The organism is Pseudomonas sp. efr-133-TYG-5 (assembly GCF_030209175.1).
Lineage (GTDB): Bacteria > Pseudomonadota > Gammaproteobacteria > Pseudomonadales > Pseudomonadaceae > Aquipseudomonas.
The window spans coordinates 1,496,045-1,515,260 of sequence record NZ_JARVSM010000001.1 but is presented as its reverse complement, the minus strand read 5'-3'; the positions used below and the strand labels follow the sequence as shown (position 1 = coordinate 1,515,260).

The 19,216-nt window shown below is 60.8% G+C and carries 21 protein-coding genes; 19 read left to right on the top strand and 2 right to left on the bottom strand.

Going from position 1 to position 19,216, the window contains the following annotated elements:
- The first annotated feature begins 10 nt into the window (after positions 1–10).
- The 16 genes from QRN70_RS06740 (at position 11) to QRN70_RS06660 (ending at position 14,682) form a co-directional block, all read left to right on the top strand.
- A complete protein-coding gene (locus QRN70_RS06740) occupies positions 11–544 on the top strand; it encodes a phage baseplate assembly protein V (RefSeq protein WP_285418034.1) in 534 nt (177 codons plus the stop codon).
- A gap of 52 nt (positions 545–596) precedes the next feature.
- Positions 597–848: a hypothetical protein gene (locus tag QRN70_RS06735; protein WP_285416525.1), complete on the top strand. Its 252-nt coding sequence runs from the start codon at positions 597–599 to the stop codon at positions 846–848.
- A gap of 5 nt (positions 849–853) precedes the next feature.
- Entirely contained in the window at positions 854–1,180 is a 327-nt protein-coding gene (locus QRN70_RS06730) for a GPW/gp25 family protein (RefSeq protein ID WP_285416524.1), read from the top strand.
- Positions 1,177–2,058 (top strand): baseplate assembly protein, encoded by an 882-nt coding sequence (locus tag QRN70_RS06725; protein WP_285416523.1) that lies wholly within the window; start codon positions 1,177–1,179, stop codon positions 2,056–2,058. Before QRN70_RS06730 ends, QRN70_RS06725 begins: the two co-directional genes overlap by 4 nt.
- Before the next feature lies 1 nt (position 2,059).
- Positions 2,060–2,665, top strand: coding sequence for a phage tail protein I (locus QRN70_RS06720; RefSeq protein WP_285416522.1), 606 nt, complete (start codon positions 2,060–2,062; stop codon positions 2,663–2,665).
- Positions 2,662–5,412 (top strand): phage tail protein, encoded by a 2,751-nt coding sequence (locus QRN70_RS06715; protein ID WP_285416520.1) that lies wholly within the window; start codon positions 2,662–2,664, stop codon positions 5,410–5,412. The genes QRN70_RS06720 and QRN70_RS06715 overlap by 4 nt, the downstream gene beginning before the upstream one ends.
- Positions 5,413–5,425: 13 nt before the next feature.
- Entirely contained in the window at positions 5,426–5,950 is a 525-nt protein-coding gene (locus tag QRN70_RS06710; protein ID WP_285416518.1) for a tail fiber assembly protein, read from the top strand.
- A gap of 103 nt (positions 5,951–6,053) precedes the next feature.
- Complete coding sequence (locus tag QRN70_RS06705) at positions 6,054–7,220, top strand: phage tail sheath subtilisin-like domain-containing protein (protein WP_285416516.1); 1,167 nt, start codon at positions 6,054–6,056, stop codon at positions 7,218–7,220.
- 13 nt (positions 7,221–7,233) lie between these two features.
- Positions 7,234–7,737, top strand: a complete 504-nt coding sequence (locus QRN70_RS06700) for a phage major tail tube protein (protein ID WP_285416514.1) — start codon at positions 7,234–7,236, stop codon at positions 7,735–7,737.
- A 14-nt stretch (positions 7,738–7,751) separates the two neighbouring features.
- Complete coding sequence (locus tag QRN70_RS27755) at positions 7,752–8,351, top strand: phage tail assembly protein (protein WP_502941530.1); 600 nt, start codon at positions 7,752–7,754, stop codon at positions 8,349–8,351.
- Positions 8,352–8,501: 150 nt separating this feature from the next.
- Positions 8,502–11,372, top strand: a complete 2,871-nt coding sequence (locus QRN70_RS06685) for a phage tail tape measure protein (protein ID WP_285416512.1) — start codon at positions 8,502–8,504, stop codon at positions 11,370–11,372.
- A gap of 9 nt (positions 11,373–11,381) precedes the next feature.
- Positions 11,382–12,227, top strand: a complete 846-nt coding sequence (locus tag QRN70_RS06680) for a phage tail protein (RefSeq protein ID WP_285416511.1) — start codon at positions 11,382–11,384, stop codon at positions 12,225–12,227.
- Entirely contained in the window at positions 12,202–12,408 is a 207-nt protein-coding gene (locus QRN70_RS06675) for a tail protein X (RefSeq protein ID WP_285416509.1), read from the top strand. The genes QRN70_RS06680 and QRN70_RS06675 overlap by 26 nt, the downstream gene beginning before the upstream one ends.
- Positions 12,409–12,505: 97 nt before the next feature.
- The gene (locus QRN70_RS06670; RefSeq protein WP_285416507.1) at positions 12,506–13,552 is read left to right on the top strand and encodes a phage late control D family protein; all 1,047 of its coding nucleotides are present in this window, start codon (positions 12,506–12,508) and stop codon (positions 13,550–13,552) included.
- Positions 13,553–13,600: 48 nt separating this feature from the next.
- Positions 13,601–14,164, top strand: coding sequence for a glycoside hydrolase family 19 protein (locus QRN70_RS06665; protein WP_285416506.1), 564 nt, complete (start codon positions 13,601–13,603; stop codon positions 14,162–14,164).
- Entirely contained in the window at positions 14,146–14,682 is a 537-nt protein-coding gene (locus QRN70_RS06660) for a lysis system spanin subunit (RefSeq protein WP_285416504.1), read from the top strand. Before QRN70_RS06665 ends, QRN70_RS06660 begins: the two co-directional genes overlap by 19 nt.
- 77 nt (positions 14,683–14,759) lie before the next feature.
- Here the strand turns inward: QRN70_RS06660 and QRN70_RS06655 are convergent, their stop codons facing one another.
- Positions 14,760–14,912 carry a hypothetical protein gene (locus QRN70_RS06655; protein WP_285416502.1) on the bottom strand — a complete coding sequence of 51 codons (153 nt, stop codon included), beginning with the start codon at positions 14,910–14,912 and terminating at the stop codon, positions 14,760–14,762.
- Between the two features lie 454 nt (positions 14,913–15,366).
- Here QRN70_RS06655 and QRN70_RS06650 point away from each other — a divergent pair, with 454 nt between their 5' ends.
- A complete protein-coding gene (locus QRN70_RS06650; protein ID WP_285416501.1) occupies positions 15,367–16,161 on the top strand; it encodes a DNA adenine methylase in 795 nt (264 codons plus the stop codon).
- A 565-nt stretch (positions 16,162–16,726) separates the two neighbouring features.
- Here QRN70_RS06650 and QRN70_RS06645 read toward each other — a convergent pair.
- Positions 16,727–17,422, bottom strand: coding sequence for an SOS response-associated peptidase family protein (locus QRN70_RS06645; protein ID WP_285416499.1), 696 nt, complete (start codon positions 17,420–17,422; stop codon positions 16,727–16,729).
- A gap of 94 nt (positions 17,423–17,516) precedes the next feature.
- Between QRN70_RS06645 and QRN70_RS06640 the strand changes: the two genes are divergently transcribed.
- Together QRN70_RS06640 and umuC are read left to right on the top strand one after the other, a co-directional pair.
- Entirely contained in the window at positions 17,517–17,942 is a 426-nt protein-coding gene (locus tag QRN70_RS06640; RefSeq protein WP_285416497.1) for a LexA family protein, read from the top strand.
- Positions 17,935–19,212 carry a translesion error-prone DNA polymerase V subunit UmuC gene (gene umuC, locus QRN70_RS06635; RefSeq protein WP_285416495.1) on the top strand — a complete coding sequence of 426 codons (1,278 nt, stop codon included), beginning with the start codon at positions 17,935–17,937 and terminating at the stop codon, positions 19,210–19,212. Before QRN70_RS06640 ends, umuC begins: the two co-directional genes overlap by 8 nt.
- The last annotated feature ends 4 nt before the right edge of the window (positions 19,213–19,216 follow it).

The following is a 19,216-nucleotide window of genomic DNA, read 5'->3' as shown; positions in this document are numbered from 1 at the left end:
GCATGACCGGATGATCGCGGGAGCGATCAAGAGTTGTTATGTGGTGGCGGTGGATCTGGCAGCGTCTCCGCCGGTGTGTCGAGTATCGGACGGCGAATGGGTCAGCGCCTGGGTGCGCTGGCACAGCATCGCCGCCGGCAAGGCCCGGCACTGGCGGGCGCCGTCGTTGGGTGAGCAGGGTGCTTTGATCAGTCCCAGCGGTGACGTCTCGCAAGGCACATTTGTACCGGGCTTGTATGGCAATGCCGGCCCGCCACCGGATAACCGCGATCACGTCGAGGTCTGGCGGTTCGACGATGGTGGCTCGCTGGTCTACGACTGGCAGGCCAAGAGCTACACCGTCACCCTGCCCAGCGGCACCGTGACGATCAAGGTCGGCAGCACAGAGGCGGTCGTGACTGACAGTGCCGTTACGGTAACGGCGGCCACTATCAACATGAAAGCGGCGGTGATGATCGAGGGGGCGTTGCACGTCACCAAGGGCATCACCAGTGCTGGCGCAATCATTGATGCCGGCGGCAATAGCAATCACCACACGCATTAAATTCAATCAGACAACCCGCCGAGTGCGGGTTTTTTTACGCCTGGAGAAACACATGGCCAAGATCGTTGAAACCTCTATCCCCGAGGGACAGAGCACCGCTGAACTGGTGACGGGAACACCGGCGTTTTCAGGTCCGGATTCCTTGAAGTTCCGCGACAAACTGTACACCTCGCGCTTGCTGATCGTCCCTGGCACCGATCGCTCGTATCCGGTCTGTAAGGCGATCGTCGAGGTGCCGGCGTCCGACAGCGACGCTGTGAAGTTCCTGAAAGCCAGCGACGAATTCGAGCCGTTCAAGGAGTGACTTAGATGATCGGAATGGATCGCCACACCGGCCAACCCATTTCCGGCATCGCTCATTTGCGGCAATCCATCGCGGACATTCTCGGCACGCCGCTGGGCAGCCGCCGGCATCGGCCCGAGTACGGCTGCGGTCTACGGCGGTTTATTGACTTGCCCGTCAATGCCGGGTGGGTGAGTGCCGTACAGGCTGAAATTGCCCGTGCGCTGGAGCGTTGGGAGCCGCGCTTGAAGCTGGATCAGGTGCGGGTCATTTCCGTGATTGGCGGGCAAATCAATCTGCAAATCGCCGGGGTCTACCTGGGCGACAGCGTCACGCTAGAGGTGGCCGTATGAATATCGGGGATCTGTCGTCACTGCCGGCACCGACCGTGCTGGAGCCTCTGGACTTCGAAGAGGTGTATCAGGATGGGCTCGGCGTCTTTCGCGGCTATATGGGCGGCAACTGGACGGCCTCGCTGGAGAGCGATCCGGTGGTCAAGACGCTGGAGGTGGGGGCCTATATCAAGGTCGGTAACCGCGCCCGGGTCAATGATGCCGGCAAGGCATTACTCCTTGCTTACGCGCGCGGCGGTGACCTCGATCACCTGGGGGCCAATGTCAATTTGAAGCGCCTGGTTATTCAGGCCGCTGACCCGGCAGCGGTACCGCCGGTGCCGGAAGTCAAGGAAGAGGATGACCCGTTTCGCGAGCGCATCCAGCTGGCCTATGAGGGCCTTTCCACGGCGGGCCCGCGTAACAGCTACATCCTGCACGCACGCAATGCCTCGGGATTGGTGGCGGATGCCACCGCCGAAAGCCCGGCGCCTTGTTACGTTACGGTAACGGTGCTGGGGTCGGACGGGGAGGGTGTGGCCTCGCCGGAGTTGCTGGCCACGGTCGCTGCTGCCGTAAACGACGAAGACGTGCGCCCGGTCGGTGATCGCGTCACGGTGCAAAGTGCGCAGGTGATCCGCTATCGGATTGACGCCATTTTGCACATGGCCAGCGCTGGCCCCGAAGCGGATGCCAGCTTGGCCGAGGCGAAAAGCCGGTTGGCGGCCTGGATCAACCCGCGCAAGCGGTTGGGCGTGGAGGTCGCGCGTTCTGCTGTGGACGCGCAACTGCACGTTGCGGGCGTTGCCCGGGTGGAGCTGGTGGGATGGCAGGACTTGGCCCCTACCAAAGCGCAGGCGGCGTTCTGCACGGGCTACGACGTGAGGCTGGCGGGCTGATATGAAAAGTCTATTGCCACTCAACAGCACGCAGCTGGAACGGGCCATGGAGGCCGCATTCTTCGAAAAAACGATTGTTCCGCTGCGTGATCTGTACAACGCCGACACCTGCCCGGTGCACCTGCTGCCGCATCTGGCGTGGGCGTGGTCGGTGGATCGCTGGGACTATCGATGGCCGGAGGCCGCCAAGCGCGCGGCCATCAAGGCCTCGTTCTACATTCACAAGCACAAGGGCACGATCGGCGCGCTGCGCCGTGTGGTCGAGCCGCTGGGCTATCTGATCGAGATAGTCGAGTGGTTCAACGCGGTGCCCCAGGGCGTGCCAGGCACGTTCGCGTTGAAAGTTGGCGTGCTCGATACCGGCATCACCGAGGAAATGTATCAGGAGCTTGAACGCCTGATCGACGACGCCAAGCCCGTCTCCCGGCACCTGACCGGGCTGGCCATCAGCCTGGAAACCCAAGGCAATTTGAACATTGCCGTATCGGTGTACGACGGCGACGAAATCGACGTTTACCCGCCTGTGATGCGCGACATCGAGGTCACCGGCAGCTTTGGCGTAACCGGTCGCGAACATTCCATAGATACCCTGGACGTTTATTCATGATTGATGCGAACTCGCAGTTCTACGCGATCCTTACCAACGTGGGGATGGCCAAGCAGGCGAACGCCGACGCGCTCGGCATTGCCTGGAAAATTACCGAAATGGGCGTTGGCGATGCCAATCCCGGAGGGTTGGTTGAGCCTCCTAACCCGATCCCATCGGCCACTCAGACCAAATTGCTCAACGAGTGGCGGCGTAAGCCCCTGAATCAGCTTAAGGTCGACCCGATCAACCCGGCGGTGATTATCGCCGAGCAGGTGATTCCGGCAGATGAAGGTGGGTACTGGATTCGCGAACTCGGCTTGTACGACGCCGACGGGGATCTGGTGGCGGTGGCCAACTGTGCGCCGAGTTTCAAGCCAGTCTTGTCTCAAGGTTCGGGCCGCACGCAGGTCGTGCGAATGAACCTGATCGTCTCCAGCACCGGCAATATCAATCTCAAGATTGACCCGGCGGTGGTGCTGGCGACCCGTGAATACGTCGACAACCGAATTCAGGAAGAACTCTACAAACTCGACAGTAAGCAATCGGTGCGACTGGCGACCATGGCCAACATCGTGTTGTCCGGGCTCCAGGCGATCGACGGCACGGCGCTGGTCGAGGGTGACCGGGTGCTGGTCAAAAATCAGACCCTGGCCAAGGACAATGGCCTTTGGGTGGCTTCGGCATCAGCCTGGAAGCGCGCGCCTGATGCTGATAGCAATGCCGAGGTGACCTCGGCACTGATCGTCTCGGTCGAGCAGGGCGTGACGTTGGCCGACACGCGCTGGCAGCTGGTCACGGATGGCGCGATTGTCCTGGGCACCACGGCGCTGACGTTCCAGAACGTGACCCAAGGCTTCGCGCCGATCAACTCGCCCGCGCTGATCAGTCCCACGGCGAACACGCCGGGCCAGTTCGATAACTCGCAGCTGCTGGTCAACTCGGCGTTCATGAAACGCGTCGGGGTCGAGTACGGGGACTACACCAACTATTCCGCCTCGGCGGTGTTGACAGTGGCCGATGTCGGCAAGGTGGCGGCTTTTGCAACGGCCGGCGCCGCCGTGGCGACCCTGCCCACCGGGGGCAATATTCCTCGCGGTGCGACGGTGAGCATTCTCTGCGGTATGGGGACGCTCACGGTCACCGCAGGCGCGGGGGAGATCGTCGATGCGGTGAACTTCATCGGCAACATTTCGCTGACTCAGGGTGACAGCGCCGAGTTTATCCGCATCGGCACCCTGTGGCGCTTGATCGGCGGAACGGCTGCACTCAAATACGCGGGGGTGATGTCCGGGCAGAACTGGACGACGCAGGCGCAGTTCGACGTCAGCAAGGCGTTGGCGACGACCGAGTTTGTAAAGCGCTCGGGTGTGGAGTACGGCGGGTACATCAACTACGCCGTGTCGTCCGTGCTGACGCTTGCGGATGTCGGCCGCGTGGCGGCCTTCGGCAGCCCTGGTGCAGCCCTGACAGCAACCCTGCCCACCGGGCCCGGGCTCACCAATGGCTGCACGGTGACGATCTTTTGCGTGCAAGGCACGGTCACCGCCACGGCGGCGGTCGGCGACACCGTTGGCGCCGTCGGTGCGCCGGGCAATATTGCCCTGGCTCAGGGTGATACCGCGGTATTCGTGCGCATCGGTACGCTCTGGCATCTGATCGGCGGGTCTGTATCGCTGAAATATGCGGCTGTCATGGCCGGCGCGAATTGGCAGACGCCGCCGCAGTTCGACAGCAGCAAGTTGCTGGCGACGACCGAGTTCGTGCAACGGGCAAGCGGGAGCTATCGCGGGTTCACCTTTCTGGTGTCGAACACCGTGTTGACGGCGGCGGCGCTCGGCACCCTGGTATCTACCAGTGGCACGTTTACGGTCACGCTGCCCGCTGCAAATACGGTCGCCCCGGGCGGGGCGATTCACTTTCGCAACGTCAGCGGCGGCGTGGTTACGGTGGTGTGTGCGGGGACGGATAGCATCTACCCGGGCAGTATTGCGCCGATTACCGCGATCACCATGCAGCCCGGTGCCACGCTGGAACTGACCTGCAGCGGCGCCGGCAGCTGGTGGGCCTCGGGTTCGGCACAGCTTCAATATTCGCAGGTGTTCGGCTCAACGCCGGCTCAGTTCGACAACAGCAAGTTGCTGGCGACGACCGAGTTTGTACAACGGGCGATCGGCAACAAACGATCCTCGACGTCCATCACCTCCAGCCGCTCGTTGACCACGGCAGACCTGGGTTGCGAGTTTGTGACCTCTTCGAGCGCAAACATCTCCTTGACGATGCCGGCGCTCTCTGCAGTCGGGGATGGCGCGTCCATCCGCTTTGTGAACCTTGGCGTCGGCCGCGTCACCTTCACCTCGCCGGCGGGTGACTGTTTTATCGGTGCCTTCAACATTTCCGGCACGGCTACAAACTTCGTTCTGGAGTATTGCGACGAAATCTCTATCACCAAATACGCCGGGCTCTGGCTGGTGGTCGGGGTGGGCAGCCACGCGCAATCCCGAGCCGTTAATGGCTACAAGCGAACCAGTGGCGGGGTGATTGAACAGTGGGGTATATGGATGAGTTCGTCCACGGCGGGCGCCCCTGTCTCGGTGCTCTTCCCGCTGACCTTCACGGGCGGTGTGCTGTCGGTACAGGCGACGCCAATCGCGCCGACGGCCAGCGGTGCCGAGGCGTGGCTTGACAATAACTCGAACCTGAACGGGTTCGTCGGTCGGGCAAACGTAGCGGGCGCGCCGGTGTACTGGCGTGCTCTCGGTTACTAATTAAGGGGCAACAATGGCACTTTTTTTTCACGATAACCCGTGTGCGTTCTACGACGAGAGTTTTCACGGGGCGCGCCAAATGCTGATTCCAGACCCTGATTGGAGCCTGGGCGAGGATGACCCCGGCGAGCCGCCCATGGTGCTGGTGGATAACCCGAATTGCGTCATTCCGAAGGGGGCCAGACTGATCGAGGTTGACCAGTACCAGGCCCTGCTCGATGGCCAATCTGTGGGCAAGGTCATTGCGGCCGATGCTGACGGTTACCCGATGCTGACTGACCCGCCGCCGCCGACGGTTGAGCAGTTGGCAGAACTCGAGCGCAAATGGCGTGACGGTGAGCTTCTGGCCACCGACCAAATGGTTTCGCGTCACCGTGACGAGCTGGAGGACGGCGCCGCCACCACCCTGACCACCGACCAGTACACCGAGCTGCAGCGTTACCGCCGGGCGCTGCGCAACTGGCCGGAGAATGGCGAATTTCCATTCCTTGAGCACCGGCCGCCGGCGCCGGACTGGCTGGCCGCGCAAATCACCTGAACGCCTCGCACTGACGGGGCGTTTTTCATTGCGTTACGCGTAACACCAACACCCTCACAGCCTCGCTCATGCGGGGCTTTTTCGTTTCTGGAGATCGAGAGTTATGAGTTTTTTCCACGGCGTTACGACCACCGAGGTCAAGACGGGTACGCGCACCATTTCGCTGCCGTCCTCGGCAATCATCGGCCTGTGCGACACCTTCACCCCCGGCGTGCTGGGTGGCGGTGCCGCCAAGGCCGGCGAGCTGAAATTGATCACCAGCGAACGCGAGGCGATCGCCGCCTTCGGCGCTGACTCGGCGATCACCAAGGCCTGCCAGGCTATCTACGTCAAAGCCAAGGCGGTGATCGTGGCGGTCGGCGTTCCCAAGCTGGAAGACGCCGCGCTGCAGACCTCGGCGATCATCGGCGGCGTTCTGGCCTCGGGTCAGCGTACCGGTATGCAAGCCTTGCTCGACGGCAAAAGCCTGTACAACGCGCAGCCGCGACTGCTGATCGCGCCGGGTCATACCGCCAAGCAGGCGGTGGCCACCGCGCTCGACAGCATTGCGCAGAAGCTGCGCGCGATCGGCATCATCGATGGCCCGGGCACCACCGACGAGGCCGCGATGGCCTACGCCGAAAACTTCGGCAGTCGCAACCTGTTCATGGTCGACCCCGGCGTGCAGTACTGGGACACCGTCACCAGCAAGACCGTCGACGCCCCGGGCTCGGCCTGGGCGGCGGGCCTGTTCGCCTGGACGGATGCTGAATACGGGTTCTGGGCCTCGCCTTCGAACAAGGAATTCGCCGGCATCACCGGCACCACCCGTGCGGTCGAGTACCTGGACGGCGACGATACGTGCCGGGCCAACCTGCTCAATAACGCCAACATCGCCACGATCATCCGCGACGACGGTTACCGCCTGTGGGGCAACCGCACGCTGTCGAGCGACCCGAAATGGGCGTTCGTAACCCGCGTTCGCACGCTGTTCATCCTCATGGATGCCGTGCAGGCCGGCCACAAGTGGGCCGTCGACCGCTCGATCACGAAGACCTATGTCAGTGACGTGACCAACGGCCTAGATGCGTTCATGCGCGACCTGAAAGCCCAGGGCGCAATCATCAACTTCGAAGTGTTCCCGGATGCCGAACTCAACACGGCCAGCCAGATCGCCCAGGGCAAGGTGTATTGGCGCATCCGCTTTACCGACGTGCCGCCGGCAGAAAACCCGAATTTCCTGTTCGAAGTCACCGATCAATGGATGACCGAAGTACTTGAAGCTGCCTAAGGAGGCCTAGCAAATGATTCCTCAAACCTTATTCAACACCAATCTTTTTGTTGACGGCGTGAACTTCGCCGGCGACGTGCCGAGCCTCACGCTGCCCAAGCTGACCACCAAGACGGACGAGTATCGCGGGGGCGGTATGGCGGGCTCGATCGAGATGGATCAGGGCCTGGAAAAAATGGAAGCGTCCTTTGTCACCAAGGGCGTGCGCCGCGAATCGCTGAAATATTTTGGTTTGGCCGATGGCACGGCATTCAACGCGGTGTTCCGTGGTGCCTTCAAGGGGCAGAAAGGCGCGGTGACGGCGGTGGTCGCCACCTTGCGCGGTCGCCTGAAAGAGGTGGAACTGGGCGACTGGAAGGCCGGCGACGCCGCCGAGATCAAGCACGCCATTGCCGTCTCTTACTACAAGCTCGAAATCGACGGGCGCCTGATGTACGAAATCGACATGGTCGCCGGCATTCAGGTGATCGATGGCAAAGACCAGCTGCTGGAAGTGCGCGCCGCACTCGGCCTCTAAGGGAATAGAACCAGATGAAACAAGTGACCAATAAAACACTGCCAGCCTGGCTTTCTCTGAGTGCGGCCGGTGCTGTCTTGGCCCTCACGCGCCCGAGCCAAGCCAACGGCATCGAGGTGGAAACGCTGAACTTGCGCGCCCCGTCCGTGCGTGAGGTGCGCGCGGCTGACCGCGCTGCCAATGGCGACGAGGAGCAGCGTGAGCTGATGCTGTTCGCCGGACTGGCCGAGGTGGGGCTCAAGGATCTGGAAGCCCTCAAGCTGACGGACTATCGCCGCGTGCAGGCCGCCTATTCGCATCTGGTGCCGGATACCGACTACTCGACTTCGACGCCGTGCTGGCTGTCGATCACCACGGATCAGGCCCTGGTGACGCTGTCGTGCCCCGCATCGATCAACGGCGTGACAGTCGACAAGCTGGCATTGCGCTCGCCGACCGTGCGTGACGTGCGCGAAGCGAGCCGCGAAGCCGGTGGCGACGACGAGCAGCGCGAGCTGGTGTTGTTCTCTGCGTTGTCCGGGGCGCCTGTTGCCGATCTGGAGGGCCTGAAGCTGGTGGATTTCAACCGCCTGCAGGCCGGCTATTTTCGCCTGGACAGTGACGACGGGGTTTAACCCCGGCGTTATCAAGGCGGCCGCGAAGCGACTGGCGGCGGAAACGGGATTTTCCGCCGCAGAGATCCAGGCAATGCCGTTTGCGGAAATGGTGTGGTGGCTCACGGACTGAGCCGCCCTCGGTGATGCTGGGCAAATGGGGGCCATGATATGGCGAACAAACTCGCCCTCGGGCTGGTGATCGGCGGCGCCGTCAGTTCGACGGTCGGCACCGCGTTTAAGGACGTAACCGGGCGCATCAAGCGCCTTGAGGAAGAAGGCAAAAAGGCACGCGTGCTGCAGCGTGCGATCGGCGACACCATCCGTCTGCGTGACGAGTGGAAGAAGGCGCACGACAGCGGTGCGGCCGACGCGTCCAAATTGTTGGGCCGGTTGAATTCCAACCTCGATAGCCTGAAAAAGCAGGGCGTTGCAGTCGGGCGCCTGGAACAGGCCTATCGATCGATGGGGCAGGCGGCCAATAAAGCCGAGTTCAAGGCCCGAGGCCGGCAGCAAATCGAAGACGGCACCAAGGGCATGAAGGGCGCCGTCGGTGCGGCGGTGGTCGGTGTGGGGGCCATGGCGGTGCCCACAAAGGTCAGCGCTGATTTTGGCGCGATCGTGCGTGACATCGCGATCAAGGCCGGTATTGCCAACCAGCCGCAAGAGCAGGAGATGACGCGCAAGATCATCGACACCTCGCGCGACACGGGCATGGCACGCAACGACGTGGCCGACGTGGTCAATCAGCTGGTCGGCGCCGGCATGGATTTGAGCAAGGCACTGGAGTACGCGCCCGTCGCGGCCAAGTTCGTCGTGGGGCAAGGCTCCAGCGGCGTCGACACGGCCAAGATGATTAATGCCCTGGGGCAAAACGCCAAGATCACCGACGCCAAGCAGATGCAGCAGGCGCTTGAGGCGATCGCTTACCAAGGGCAGGCAGGCAGTTTCGAAGCGTCCGATATGGCCAAGTGGTTCCCCGAGCTGCTGGCCAACATGGGCAGCCTGGGCATTACTGGCATGGACGCGGTAACCCAGCTGGGCGCCATGCTGCAGGTGCAGATGAAACAGGCCGGCAGTTCGGACGAAGCGGCCAACAACCTGAAAAACTGGATGGGCAAGATTGGCTCGACCGACACCGTCCAGGCCTACAAGAAGGCCGGCATTGACTACAAGGGGTCGATGCAGACCGGTTTGCAAAACGGCCTTTCGACGCTTGAAACCAGCATGGCGTTGGCACAGAAATACATTCAGGCCACTGACCCGAAGCGCGCGGCCGCGATGGCCGAAGCGACAGCCAAAATCAGCAAGGAGTCTGATCCGGAGAAAGCCAAGGCCATGATGGCTTCGCTTGAGGAATCCTTGCGCACCGGCGACCTGTTCGCCGACATGCAGGTCAAGGCGGCGCTGTCGGCCTACATGCAGAACAAGGCGTTGTACAGCCAGCTCAAAAACGATTCACGCGAAGCGTCGGGCATCCTCGACAAGAACCTGGCTGAGCGGCGTCAATCGTCCTCGCAGAAATGGGCCGAGGTGGCGCAGTCGATGGACGACGCCATGCGAAGCGTGGGGGATGCGCTGCGGCCGGTGACGGACACCGTCGCCGACACGCTGACCAAGGTCACCAAGGGCATCACCTCGCTGTCTGACAGCGCGCCCGGGGTGGTCACGGGCATTGCGGCGGTCGGGGGCGGTCTGGTCGCCCTGAAAAGCATTGTCAGCACGTTCAAGATCGGCAAAGGCCTGCTCAATCTGGCGCGCGGAACGTTGGGCGGCGGCAAGGCCGGCGAGGTGCAAAAGGTCTTTGTGACCAACGCCAAGGACGGGGCGGGTGGCGAGCCCAGGGGCAAGACGGGTAAGGCGCTGTCGCTGGTCGAGAACGGGTTGAAGGCGTTCAAGGCGTTCAAGGGCGACCCGCAGGAGGGTACGGACGAAGGGGGCGAGGGCGGCGACAAGAAGCCTGGCAAGCTGGGCATTGTGTCCACGGGCCTCAAGGCCATTGCCCTGGCGAAGGACGTGGCCACCGGTGGCGGCGAAGATTCTGCAGGCGGTGACTTCGACGGCGTCAGGAAGGTGTTTGTCGTCAATGCCGGCGCCATGGGCGGCGGCGGTGGTATGGATGGCCCAGGCGAAACGCGCCGGCGCGGTCGCGGATCCCGGCGCGTTTCCCGGCGCCGGCCGCTGCCTCGGCCGGGGGGCTCGCGTCCGCCGGTGCCAATGCCACGATCGGCGGCGCCTGTGCCACGGGCACCCGCGCCGGTGCCGCGTCCCCCAGCACCGCCGGTGCCTCGGCCTCCCGTGCCCATACCGCGTCCCCCGGTGCCACCGGTGCCGGCCGTCCCAGGCGCGGCGATGGCCAAGCTGGGCGGCGTCGTTGAGGCCGTTGGCAAGGTCGGCAAGGTCGCCAAGATGATCCCCGGCGGCACGCTGCTGGAATCGGGCGCGATGGCCTATGAGGTCTTCGAGAACGCCAAGACCAAAGACGAGAAGGCCGAAGGCTACGGCGCTGCGGCGGGCAACCTGGCAGGCACCATGGCCGGCGCCGCTGCCGGGGCGGCCATTGGTTCGGTGGTGCCGATCATTGGCACGGCCGTTGGCGGTCTGATCGGGGCCTACCTCGGCAGCCAGGGCGGTGCCGCGCTGGGCGGTTCCCTGGGCAAGGCGCTGTTCGGTGGTGAAGATGATAAGCCAGCAGACAAGCCAGAACCCAAGCCGGTGCTTTCGGCGACACCGCTGATGATGGCCAACGTACCGCCGCAGGGGCCGGTGCTGGGGGATGTTGCGCGCTCGATGGCGGTCACGGCGCCTCTGCAGTCGGCGGCGCAGGCGATTCAGGCCAAGGCGCCGGAGAAACCCGAAAAGCCCGAGCCGGCCAAGGTTGAGCAGCAGTTTCAGTATTCGCTGAACATGCCGGTCACGGTGCAGGGGGATGTCAAAGATCCTCGGGCCCTGGCTCAGGATCTGATGCCGCACATGCAGCGAATGATGGCCGACGCGGCGAAACAGAATGCCGCCAAGCTGTACGACGAACCCCACGTTTAAGGAGTTTTCATGGCTTACATGGAGCAGATGCAATCAAGCCTGAAATATCTGCTGGAGGCGGCGGAAACCGGGCGGCGCGGTGTCGACGGCATGCTCAGCCCGGTCAACGGTGCTATCCGCGAGCTGACCGGCGCCACGTCGGAGCTGGAGAACATCCCGTTTATTGGGCCGGCGATCGGGGCCAAGCTGCAGCGGGTGATGCGCGGCGTCGACGCCGCGCAGGCCAAGGTCGGTCAGGTGGCGGCGGTCTATGGCCGGGCGACCCGGGCGGCCGCGGAGGTACAGGAGCGAATGGGCACCTTGAAGGAGCAGGCGGGCAAGGCGGCCACGGCTATCAACAATGTTGCCGGCAAGGTCAGCCCTTCGCTGGCCAACATCGTGCCCACCAGTTCCTTTGCCGCGGATGCCACGCCGGCGCCCGAAGCAGTGAAGCCCTTCCCGCACCTGATGATCATCCAGCCGCGCGATCCGAAGATTGAGCCGTATTACTTCAACCTGGACACCGCGGCTTTCGACGAACTGACCCGGTCGAGTGAATTCCGTTGGGCCTCGCAGGAGCGGTTGACGCGCCGGCCGGCCCAGCAAGCCGTTGGCATGGGTGAGGAAAAATTGACGCTCAAGGGCACGATTTATCCGGGCTTCAAGGGCGGCTTGAAGCAGCTCGATACATTGCGCTCGATCGGTGCCAGGCTCCAGCCACTGACCCTGACCATGGGTTATGGCGAGGTCATCGGGACGTGGTGCTTGAAGAATATCAGCGATGAACGGGGCGTGTTTTTGCACGGCGGGATAGCCCGCAAACAAGGGTTTAATCTGGAGTTTGTGCGCTATGGCGACGACATGCAGAACGTCTGAGGGGGACATGCTTGATGTCATTTGCCATAACTTCTATGGCCACCTCAACGGCACCACCGAAGCGGTGCTCGATGCCAATCAGGGGTTGGCCGACGAGCCCCAGCCTTATCGGGTGGGGATCGTGATTGTGCTGCCGGATCTGCCCCGGCCGACCGCCGGGGGGATCAGCTTGTGGGATTGATCCGGCCCAACCTCGCCGCCGCCGATTCGTTGCGTCACGCGTAACGGATCATTTTTATCCTGGCTCGCCTTGTGCGGGTTTTTTTTTGGAAAAATCAATGACCCCGATATTTCGGATCGTCGCCGATGGTGCTGACATCACCAACAAAATCAATGATCGGCTGCTGTTACTGCGCACTTCCGACAAGCCGGGCATGGAGTCCGACGAGTTCGAGCTGCGCATCGATGACCGGGATAGCCAGGTGCAGCTGCCCCGGCGCGGCAGCTCGATCGAGGTCTATCTGGGGTATGCCGAAACGGCGTCGACCCGCATGGGGCGCTACACAGTGGACACGGTCGAGGTATCCGGGCCGCCGGATACGATCGTGATCAAGGGCAAGGCGAGCGACATGCGCGGCAGCGGTAAAACGATCCGAAGCGGAAGCTGGGAAGACGTGCCGCTGTCGAAGATCGTGGTCGACATTGCCGCGCGCAACGGCTGGCAGCCGGTCTGCCCGGTGACCACCAAGGTCGTCCGGGTGGATCAGCTCAACGAGTCCGATTTTAACTTCATTACCCGGCTCGCCAAGCAGTACGACTGCACGGCCAAAGTGGCCGACGGCAAGCTGCTGGTGATGCCGCGTCAGGGTGGCCAGACCGCGAGTGGCAAGGCCTTCGGCGCGATCACCCTGACACGTAGCGACCTCAGCCGCTGGCAATTCAGTCTTGGCGATCGCAATTCGCACAAGGCGGTTGCGACCAAGCATCAGAACAAGAAGGACGGCAAGCTGGCCATCGTCACGGTCGACAATGACGACGCCCCGGATGGCCTGCCGGCGGTGCACACCGATCGGCATATCTACCCGAACAAGACCGCCGCCGAGGCGGCCGCCAAAGCCCGCTTGGCCGCGTTCAATCGCTCGACTGCCGAGGTTCGGTTGGAGATGCCCGGTCGAACGGACATCTTCGCCGAGCGCCCCATCATCGCCCAGGGCTTCAAGGTCGGGCTCGATGGCGAGTACCTGGCCGATTCAGTCGAACAAGTGTTCACCCAGTCCGGCTGGTCGACGACGGTTGAATGCAATGCCGGCAAAAAAGGCAAATCCAAAACCAAGAAAAGGAAGGAGGAAAAGCCGCTCAAGGTCGTGAGCGTCGAGAAGCAGTAAGGCACCCGATCGCCGCCTGAGTGCGGTTTTTTTATGTCTGGAGTTTTTATGTCCGTCACTGAGCAACAGCTGCAACGCATCATGCCCAACGCCCGCCGCCAAGCGGGCGTTTTTGTATCCGCCCTCAACGCAGCAATGGCGAATAGGCAAATCAACACACCGAAACGCCAAGCTGCATTTCTGGCTCAGATCGGTCACGAGTCTGGTCAACTGCAATACGTGCGGGAGCTGGGCGGCGATCAATACCTGGGCAAATACGACACTGGTGCACTGGCCGCAAAACTGGGTAATACCCCGGTGGCGGACGGCGACGGCCAGCGTTATCGCGGCCGCGGGTTGATTCAGGTGACCGGCCACGACAACTACCTGCGCTGCAGCCTGGCGCTGTTCGGCGACGAGCGATTGCTGCGTACTCCCGAGCTCTTGGAGCTGCCTCAGTGGGCCGCTGAATCGGCTGCATGGTTCTGGTCGGTGAATGGATTGAACGCGCTCGCGGATCAGAACGAATTCAATGCGATCACCCGCAGGATCAATGGCGGTCTGAATGGCCTGCAAGATCGTCTGCAGATCTGGGAGCGGGCGAGGGCGGTGCTATGCGCCTCGTCGAACTGATCCCGGCGCCGTATCGAATGCTGGCCAGCGCGGTGCTGCTGGCCACTCTGGTCGGCGGATCCGCCGCCATCGCCTGGCGAGTGCAGGATTGGCGATACGGTAGTCGGCTCAGCGAGCAGTCCAGGCTACATACCGAAATCCTCAACCAACTGGCTCAGGCTTCGGCCGCGCAACAGCGTGCCGAACAGAACAAACGTTTCGCGCTTGAGCAGCGCTTAGCGACCAGCGAACAGACCCATTATCGAGCCTTGAGCGATGCCCAACGTGATCAAGGTCGCCTGCGCGACCGCCTTGCCACTGCTGATTTGCGCTTGTCAGTCCTACTCGACGCCACCAGCGGCGCCGGCACTGGATCGATGCCCGCCACCACCGCCGCCGGCGGCGTGGTTCATGGTCCCACAAGAGCCGAACTTGACCCGGCGCATGCTCAACGAATTATCAACATCACCGATGACGGCGATCGAGGATTGATAGCCTTGGCCGGATGCCAAGCCTACGTACGGGAATTGAATAGATAGAAAATTTTACGCTTGGCAGGACGCCATAGTGCGATGAGGTTGGATGGCCACGTCCTTGTTCCGTGGCCCTCCTAGCCTTACAACATCGCCATAACGACAGTAACCCCAAGAGCCAGTGCAACAGCGGACACTGGATCAATGCCCATCAAGCCGAAGCCGATAGCCATGTCACTGAACGCACGAATGCGTTTGTGTAAAACTGCTGAACCAGCTTGATTAGTAATACCCATTGGGTACCTCCTCTAGCTGTTCTCCCAGTCTCATGTTGCAGTTGGCGGGGAGGTTCAGACTGTCTCTGCCTATTTCCTTTTTTCCGCTTGCGCGGGATTTTCCAGGAGGTCGGTGGCAGCTACCCAACTGGACCGGTTGCAGCACGATTTACTATATCGCGGTGCTGACGTACGGAAAGTGGCGAAAAGATATCACGAGGCTTTCGATTAAGCCATGAGCATTTCGTCGCTGAAAATTAATGATATATCCACACCGCGCTTGGCACAGATACTTTTCATCCAAGGTGCGTCGCACAGCAATTAAAAAAGAGCGGCCGGTCCCGATGCGTCAACATCTGGATCGACCGCCGTCCCCGCAGATTGCCCCTGCAAGTCCGGCCTAGGCTCCAGCTTCGTGCACAAAGCGCGGCGAGCCTAGCACCTGTTTATCCATACAGTAAAGGTCTTGCTTTCAATGTCTACACCCATCATCCCTTGGATGGGCGGCAAACGCCGCCTGGCCGATCGCCTCCTTCCGCTTTTTCCGCCACACGAATGCTATGTCGAAGTCTTTGCCGGCGGAGCCGCGCTCTACTTCATGAAGCCCCAGCCATCGCCGGTAGAAGTCCTCAACGACATCAACGGCGACCTGGTCACGCTTTATCGCGTTGTGCAGAACCACCTCGAAGAGTTCGTGCGCCAGTTCAAATGGGCGCTCAGCTCACGGCAGGTGTTCGAATGGCAGAAGATGACCCGCCCTGAAACTCTCACCGACATCCAGCGCGCCGCCCGATTCTTTTACCTGCAGCACCATGCCTTCGCTGGCAAGGTCTCCGGTCAGACCTTCGGCACGGCGACGACTGCCCCGGCCATCAACCTGTTGCGGATCGAGGAAAATCTTTCGGCCGCTTGGCAGCGCCTTTCCGGCACCTACGTCGAAAACCTCCCATGGCTTGAATGCGCTGAACGTTACGACCGCGCCCATACCTTCCATTACATGGACCCGCCTTACTGGCAGACCGCCGGGTACGGCGTGGACTTTTCGTTCGAGAACTACGAGCGGATGGCCGACTTCATGCGCCGCTGCAAAGGCAAGGTGATGGTCAGCATCAATGACCACCCGGAAATCCGTCACGTGTTCGAAGGTTTCCACTTCGAGACACTGGACATACGTTACACGACGACCAACCAGCGGCAGAGGAAGGCCGAGGTCAGTGGCGAGTTGGTGATCATGAATTGGGAGCCAGCAGCGCTCGGTGGCTTGTTCTGATCACCATGGCGAATATCCTGGACAACCAATTCCCCATAGCTGTAGAAGCTCGGTTAGTTTGATAAGGAACTCGACAGTAGCCATTAGGAGAAATAGCACATTCATTTTTTTACTCGCAAAGAAACCCGCCGCATTTAAGAGTGCGGTAGCTGACAGAGAGGGGGGGTGAATCTGTTTTTAAACTAGTTGTTTACTGTCGCGTTCGTCAATGGCTGATCGAAAATAATTTAAAAGTTAGATCCGAAGAATGTGTGACATCTTGTCCTAGGGCTTGAGCTGTATGGGTTTGCGCGCTTCCTACTTTGTCATAGGGTAAAAGGTGTATATGCAGCCGGGGATGAGGGTAAGAGGTGTATACATATGCTGCTTTTCCTACAGCTGTTAATTACACGGAAAATGGAAATTACGTACGTACTTAAGTAATGCATTATTGCCCCGTTTTCCGTAGTTTGGCCGTAAGTGCTTGTCATGGCTGGGTATAAATGGCGAGGTGGTTTTAAACAGATAAACTGTTAATTACACGAAAGTTGTAAAATGATGTCGTCGCACCCGTCCGTGTATCGAGCTACTCAAATGGCATTGGGGCAGACGGAGCGATGAGCGCTGCACCTTGGTTTCGGACGTTGCCAATTGCTCGATTAACCCTGAACCACTCAAACACATCTGCCGGTTCACCCTGGTGCATCACAATATCTTCTGCGCGTTCCCTGGGCGTCGCCGGGTCCAGCCATTCCCGCGCTAGCTCAGGTGAGAGGGCGATGGGCCGCCGGTCATGTACATCCACCATCCCGCCGGCGCTGTCGGCCGTGATGATCACGAAGCCGTCGTGCTCATTGGATTCTCGCCCTGCTGTTGGGTATTGCCCGATTGCGGCGCAGAGAATCGGAGTGAGGTCGCGATGCCGTATCAAATAGGGCTGCTTTTTGGGGCCGCCTTCATCCACCCATTCGAACCAATTGTTGATCGCAACAATGGCTCGATGCGGCCAGATGGCGCGGAAAAATGGTCCGTGAGCGACCTTCTCGACCCGAGCATTTATCGGTGCTGCGCGATCCTTGGCCCAGTGCGGTCGCCATCCCCAACGCACCATGTTCGCGTGTAGAAATCCTTCCTCCTGGTGGAAGAGCGCGAGCTGGGTAGTGGGGGCGGCGTTGTACCGCTCCAGAGGGAGGTCTCCAATATGATTAACGAGCGCGTTGGGCATGCCCAGTGCGGCAACAAAATCGTGAATGCCACTGTACTGCGAGAGTCGACCGCACATTGCCTGCCCGCCTATCTGATATTTCTTACAAAAATTGACCGCAAGGCTTTCAGAAAGTTAACTGTATATCCGTACAGTTCTGGAAGTCGTGCGTATGAGTTACTCAATTCTAGGTCCCATCAGTCAGGGCGGCTCGAAGGTGCCGCTGTGCCTCTTTCGCGTCCCGGCCGGATTCCCGTCGCCGGCAGCGGATCACATCGAGGCGCAGATATCACTGGACGAAGTGCTGAACATTCGCGCGCCACACGTTTACCTGGTGTCGCTCACGGGTGAAAGCATGCAGGGTGCTGGGATCTATGAGGGGGACTTGGCCATTGTCGATCGATCAATTGAGCCAGCCCACGGACACATCGTCATTGCGTTGTTGAACAATGAACCTGTGTGCAAGCGCCTCTGCATCCGCGGTAGGGAAGTCATTCTGATGTCGGAAAACCCCAAATATCCGCCACGCTACGTCCTTGAAGGTGACGAGCTGGCGATCTGGGGAGTAGTCACAAGCAGCGTGCGCAGCCATGTCTAAGGCACAGCCGGTATTCGGCCTGATCGATTGCAACAGTTTCTACGCCAGCTGTGAACGCGTGTTCCGCCCAGACCTGGCAAAGACGCCCATCGTGGTGCTGTCGAACAACGACGGCTGCGTCATCGCCCGCAGCTACGACGCCAAACCCTACGTTAAAATGGGCGAGCCGTATTTCCAGATCAAGCACAAGCTCAAGCAGCATGGCATCGTCCCGTTCTCCTCGAACTACGCCCTTTACGGCGATATGAGCGAGCGAGTCATGACCCTGATCGAGTCGATGGTGCCGGCCGTCGAGGTGTACAGCATCGACGAAGCCTTCGTCGACCTCACCGGCATCAGCGACTTGGATAGCCTCGGCCGCAAGATCCGCAGCCAGGTACTGCGTTGCACGGGCATCCCAGTCGGTGTCGGAATCGCGCACACCAAGACCCTGGCAAAGCTGGCGAACCACACCGCCAAACGCCTGCAGGCGCAAACCGGTGGCGTCGTGAATATCTGCGACCCGGTCAAACGCGACTGGGTGCTACGCAACACGGATGTCGCGGAAGTGTGGGGCGTGGGTAGGCGCATGAAAGGGCACTTGGATGCCATGGGTATCAAGACGGCGATGGATCTCGCCAGGGCAGATGCCTGGACCCTAAGAAAAAATTTTAGTGTGGTGATCGAGAAGACTGCACGGGAATTGGCTGGTACAGCTTGCCTTGAGCTGGACGAGCCGAATCCGCCCAAGCAAGAGATCTGCTGTAGCCGGATGTTCGGCAAGCGCCTCACGGAGGTAGCACCAATCAAGGAGGCCGTCGCTAGTTATGTGATGCGCGCCTCGGAAAAACTGCGTTTCCAGAATTCCCTTTGCAAGAAGATCCGGGTCAGCATTCGTACCGGAATGTTCAACCCGGATGAGGCCAAGTACGCAAATGGCGTATTGATCGAGCTGCCGTATCCAACCAATGACGTGCGCATCATTACCAAGGCGGCTGTCGACGCCGTCGAACGCGTTTTCCGGCCGGGATTCAAATACAGCAAAGCAGAAGTGATGCTTGTCAACCTTTGCCAGCCTGGTGAATTCACAGAAGACCTTTTTGCCACCACACAATCGACCGATGCGACGAGCCTAATGAGAGCGCTAGACAAAATCAACGAGAGATGGGGTAGGGGAACACTGCGGTCCGCAGGTGTGCCGATCAATCCCGATTGGGCAATGCGTCGCGAGATGATGAGTCAGAGCTACACGACCAAACTCGACCAGCTGTGGCAAATCCCATGTGTCTAAGGAA

Bases quoted from the DNA above. Each gene is read 5' to 3' on its own strand.
- QRN70_RS06740 (WP_285418034.1), top strand. From the start codon at position 11: ATGATCGCGGGAGCGATCAAGAGTTGTTATGTGGTGGCGGTGGATCTG.
- QRN70_RS06735 (WP_285416525.1), top strand. From the start codon at position 597: ATGGCCAAGATCGTTGAAACCTCTATCCCCGAGGGACAGAGCACCGCT.
- QRN70_RS06730 (WP_285416524.1), top strand. From the start codon at position 854: ATGATCGGAATGGATCGCCACACCGGCCAACCCATTTCCGGCATCGCT.
- QRN70_RS06725 (WP_285416523.1), top strand. From the start codon at position 1,177: ATGAATATCGGGGATCTGTCGTCACTGCCGGCACCGACCGTGCTGGAG.
- QRN70_RS06720 (WP_285416522.1), top strand. From the start codon at position 2,060: ATGAAAAGTCTATTGCCACTCAACAGCACGCAGCTGGAACGGGCCATG.
- QRN70_RS06715 (WP_285416520.1), top strand. From the start codon at position 2,662: ATGATTGATGCGAACTCGCAGTTCTACGCGATCCTTACCAACGTGGGG.
- QRN70_RS06710 (WP_285416518.1), top strand. From the start codon at position 5,426: ATGGCACTTTTTTTTCACGATAACCCGTGTGCGTTCTACGACGAGAGT.
- QRN70_RS06705 (WP_285416516.1), top strand. From the start codon at position 6,054: ATGAGTTTTTTCCACGGCGTTACGACCACCGAGGTCAAGACGGGTACG.
- QRN70_RS06700 (WP_285416514.1), top strand. From the start codon at position 7,234: ATGATTCCTCAAACCTTATTCAACACCAATCTTTTTGTTGACGGCGTG.
- QRN70_RS27755 (WP_502941530.1), top strand. From the start codon at position 7,752: ATGAAACAAGTGACCAATAAAACACTGCCAGCCTGGCTTTCTCTGAGT.
- QRN70_RS06685 (WP_285416512.1), top strand. From the start codon at position 8,502: ATGGCGAACAAACTCGCCCTCGGGCTGGTGATCGGCGGCGCCGTCAGT.
- QRN70_RS06680 (WP_285416511.1), top strand. From the start codon at position 11,382: ATGGCTTACATGGAGCAGATGCAATCAAGCCTGAAATATCTGCTGGAG.
- QRN70_RS06675 (WP_285416509.1), top strand. From the start codon at position 12,202: ATGGCGACGACATGCAGAACGTCTGAGGGGGACATGCTTGATGTCATT.
- QRN70_RS06670 (WP_285416507.1), top strand. From the start codon at position 12,506: ATGACCCCGATATTTCGGATCGTCGCCGATGGTGCTGACATCACCAAC.
- QRN70_RS06665 (WP_285416506.1), top strand. From the start codon at position 13,601: ATGTCCGTCACTGAGCAACAGCTGCAACGCATCATGCCCAACGCCCGC.
- QRN70_RS06660 (WP_285416504.1), top strand. From the start codon at position 14,146: ATGCGCCTCGTCGAACTGATCCCGGCGCCGTATCGAATGCTGGCCAGC.
- QRN70_RS06655 (WP_285416502.1), bottom strand. From the start codon at position 14,912: ATGGGTATTACTAATCAAGCTGGTTCAGCAGTTTTACACAAACGCATT.
- QRN70_RS06650 (WP_285416501.1), top strand. From the start codon at position 15,367: ATGTCTACACCCATCATCCCTTGGATGGGCGGCAAACGCCGCCTGGCC.
- QRN70_RS06645 (WP_285416499.1), bottom strand. From the start codon at position 17,422: ATGTGCGGTCGACTCTCGCAGTACAGTGGCATTCACGATTTTGTTGCC.
- QRN70_RS06640 (WP_285416497.1), top strand. From the start codon at position 17,517: ATGAGTTACTCAATTCTAGGTCCCATCAGTCAGGGCGGCTCGAAGGTG.
- umuC (WP_285416495.1), top strand. From the start codon at position 17,935: ATGTCTAAGGCACAGCCGGTATTCGGCCTGATCGATTGCAACAGTTTC.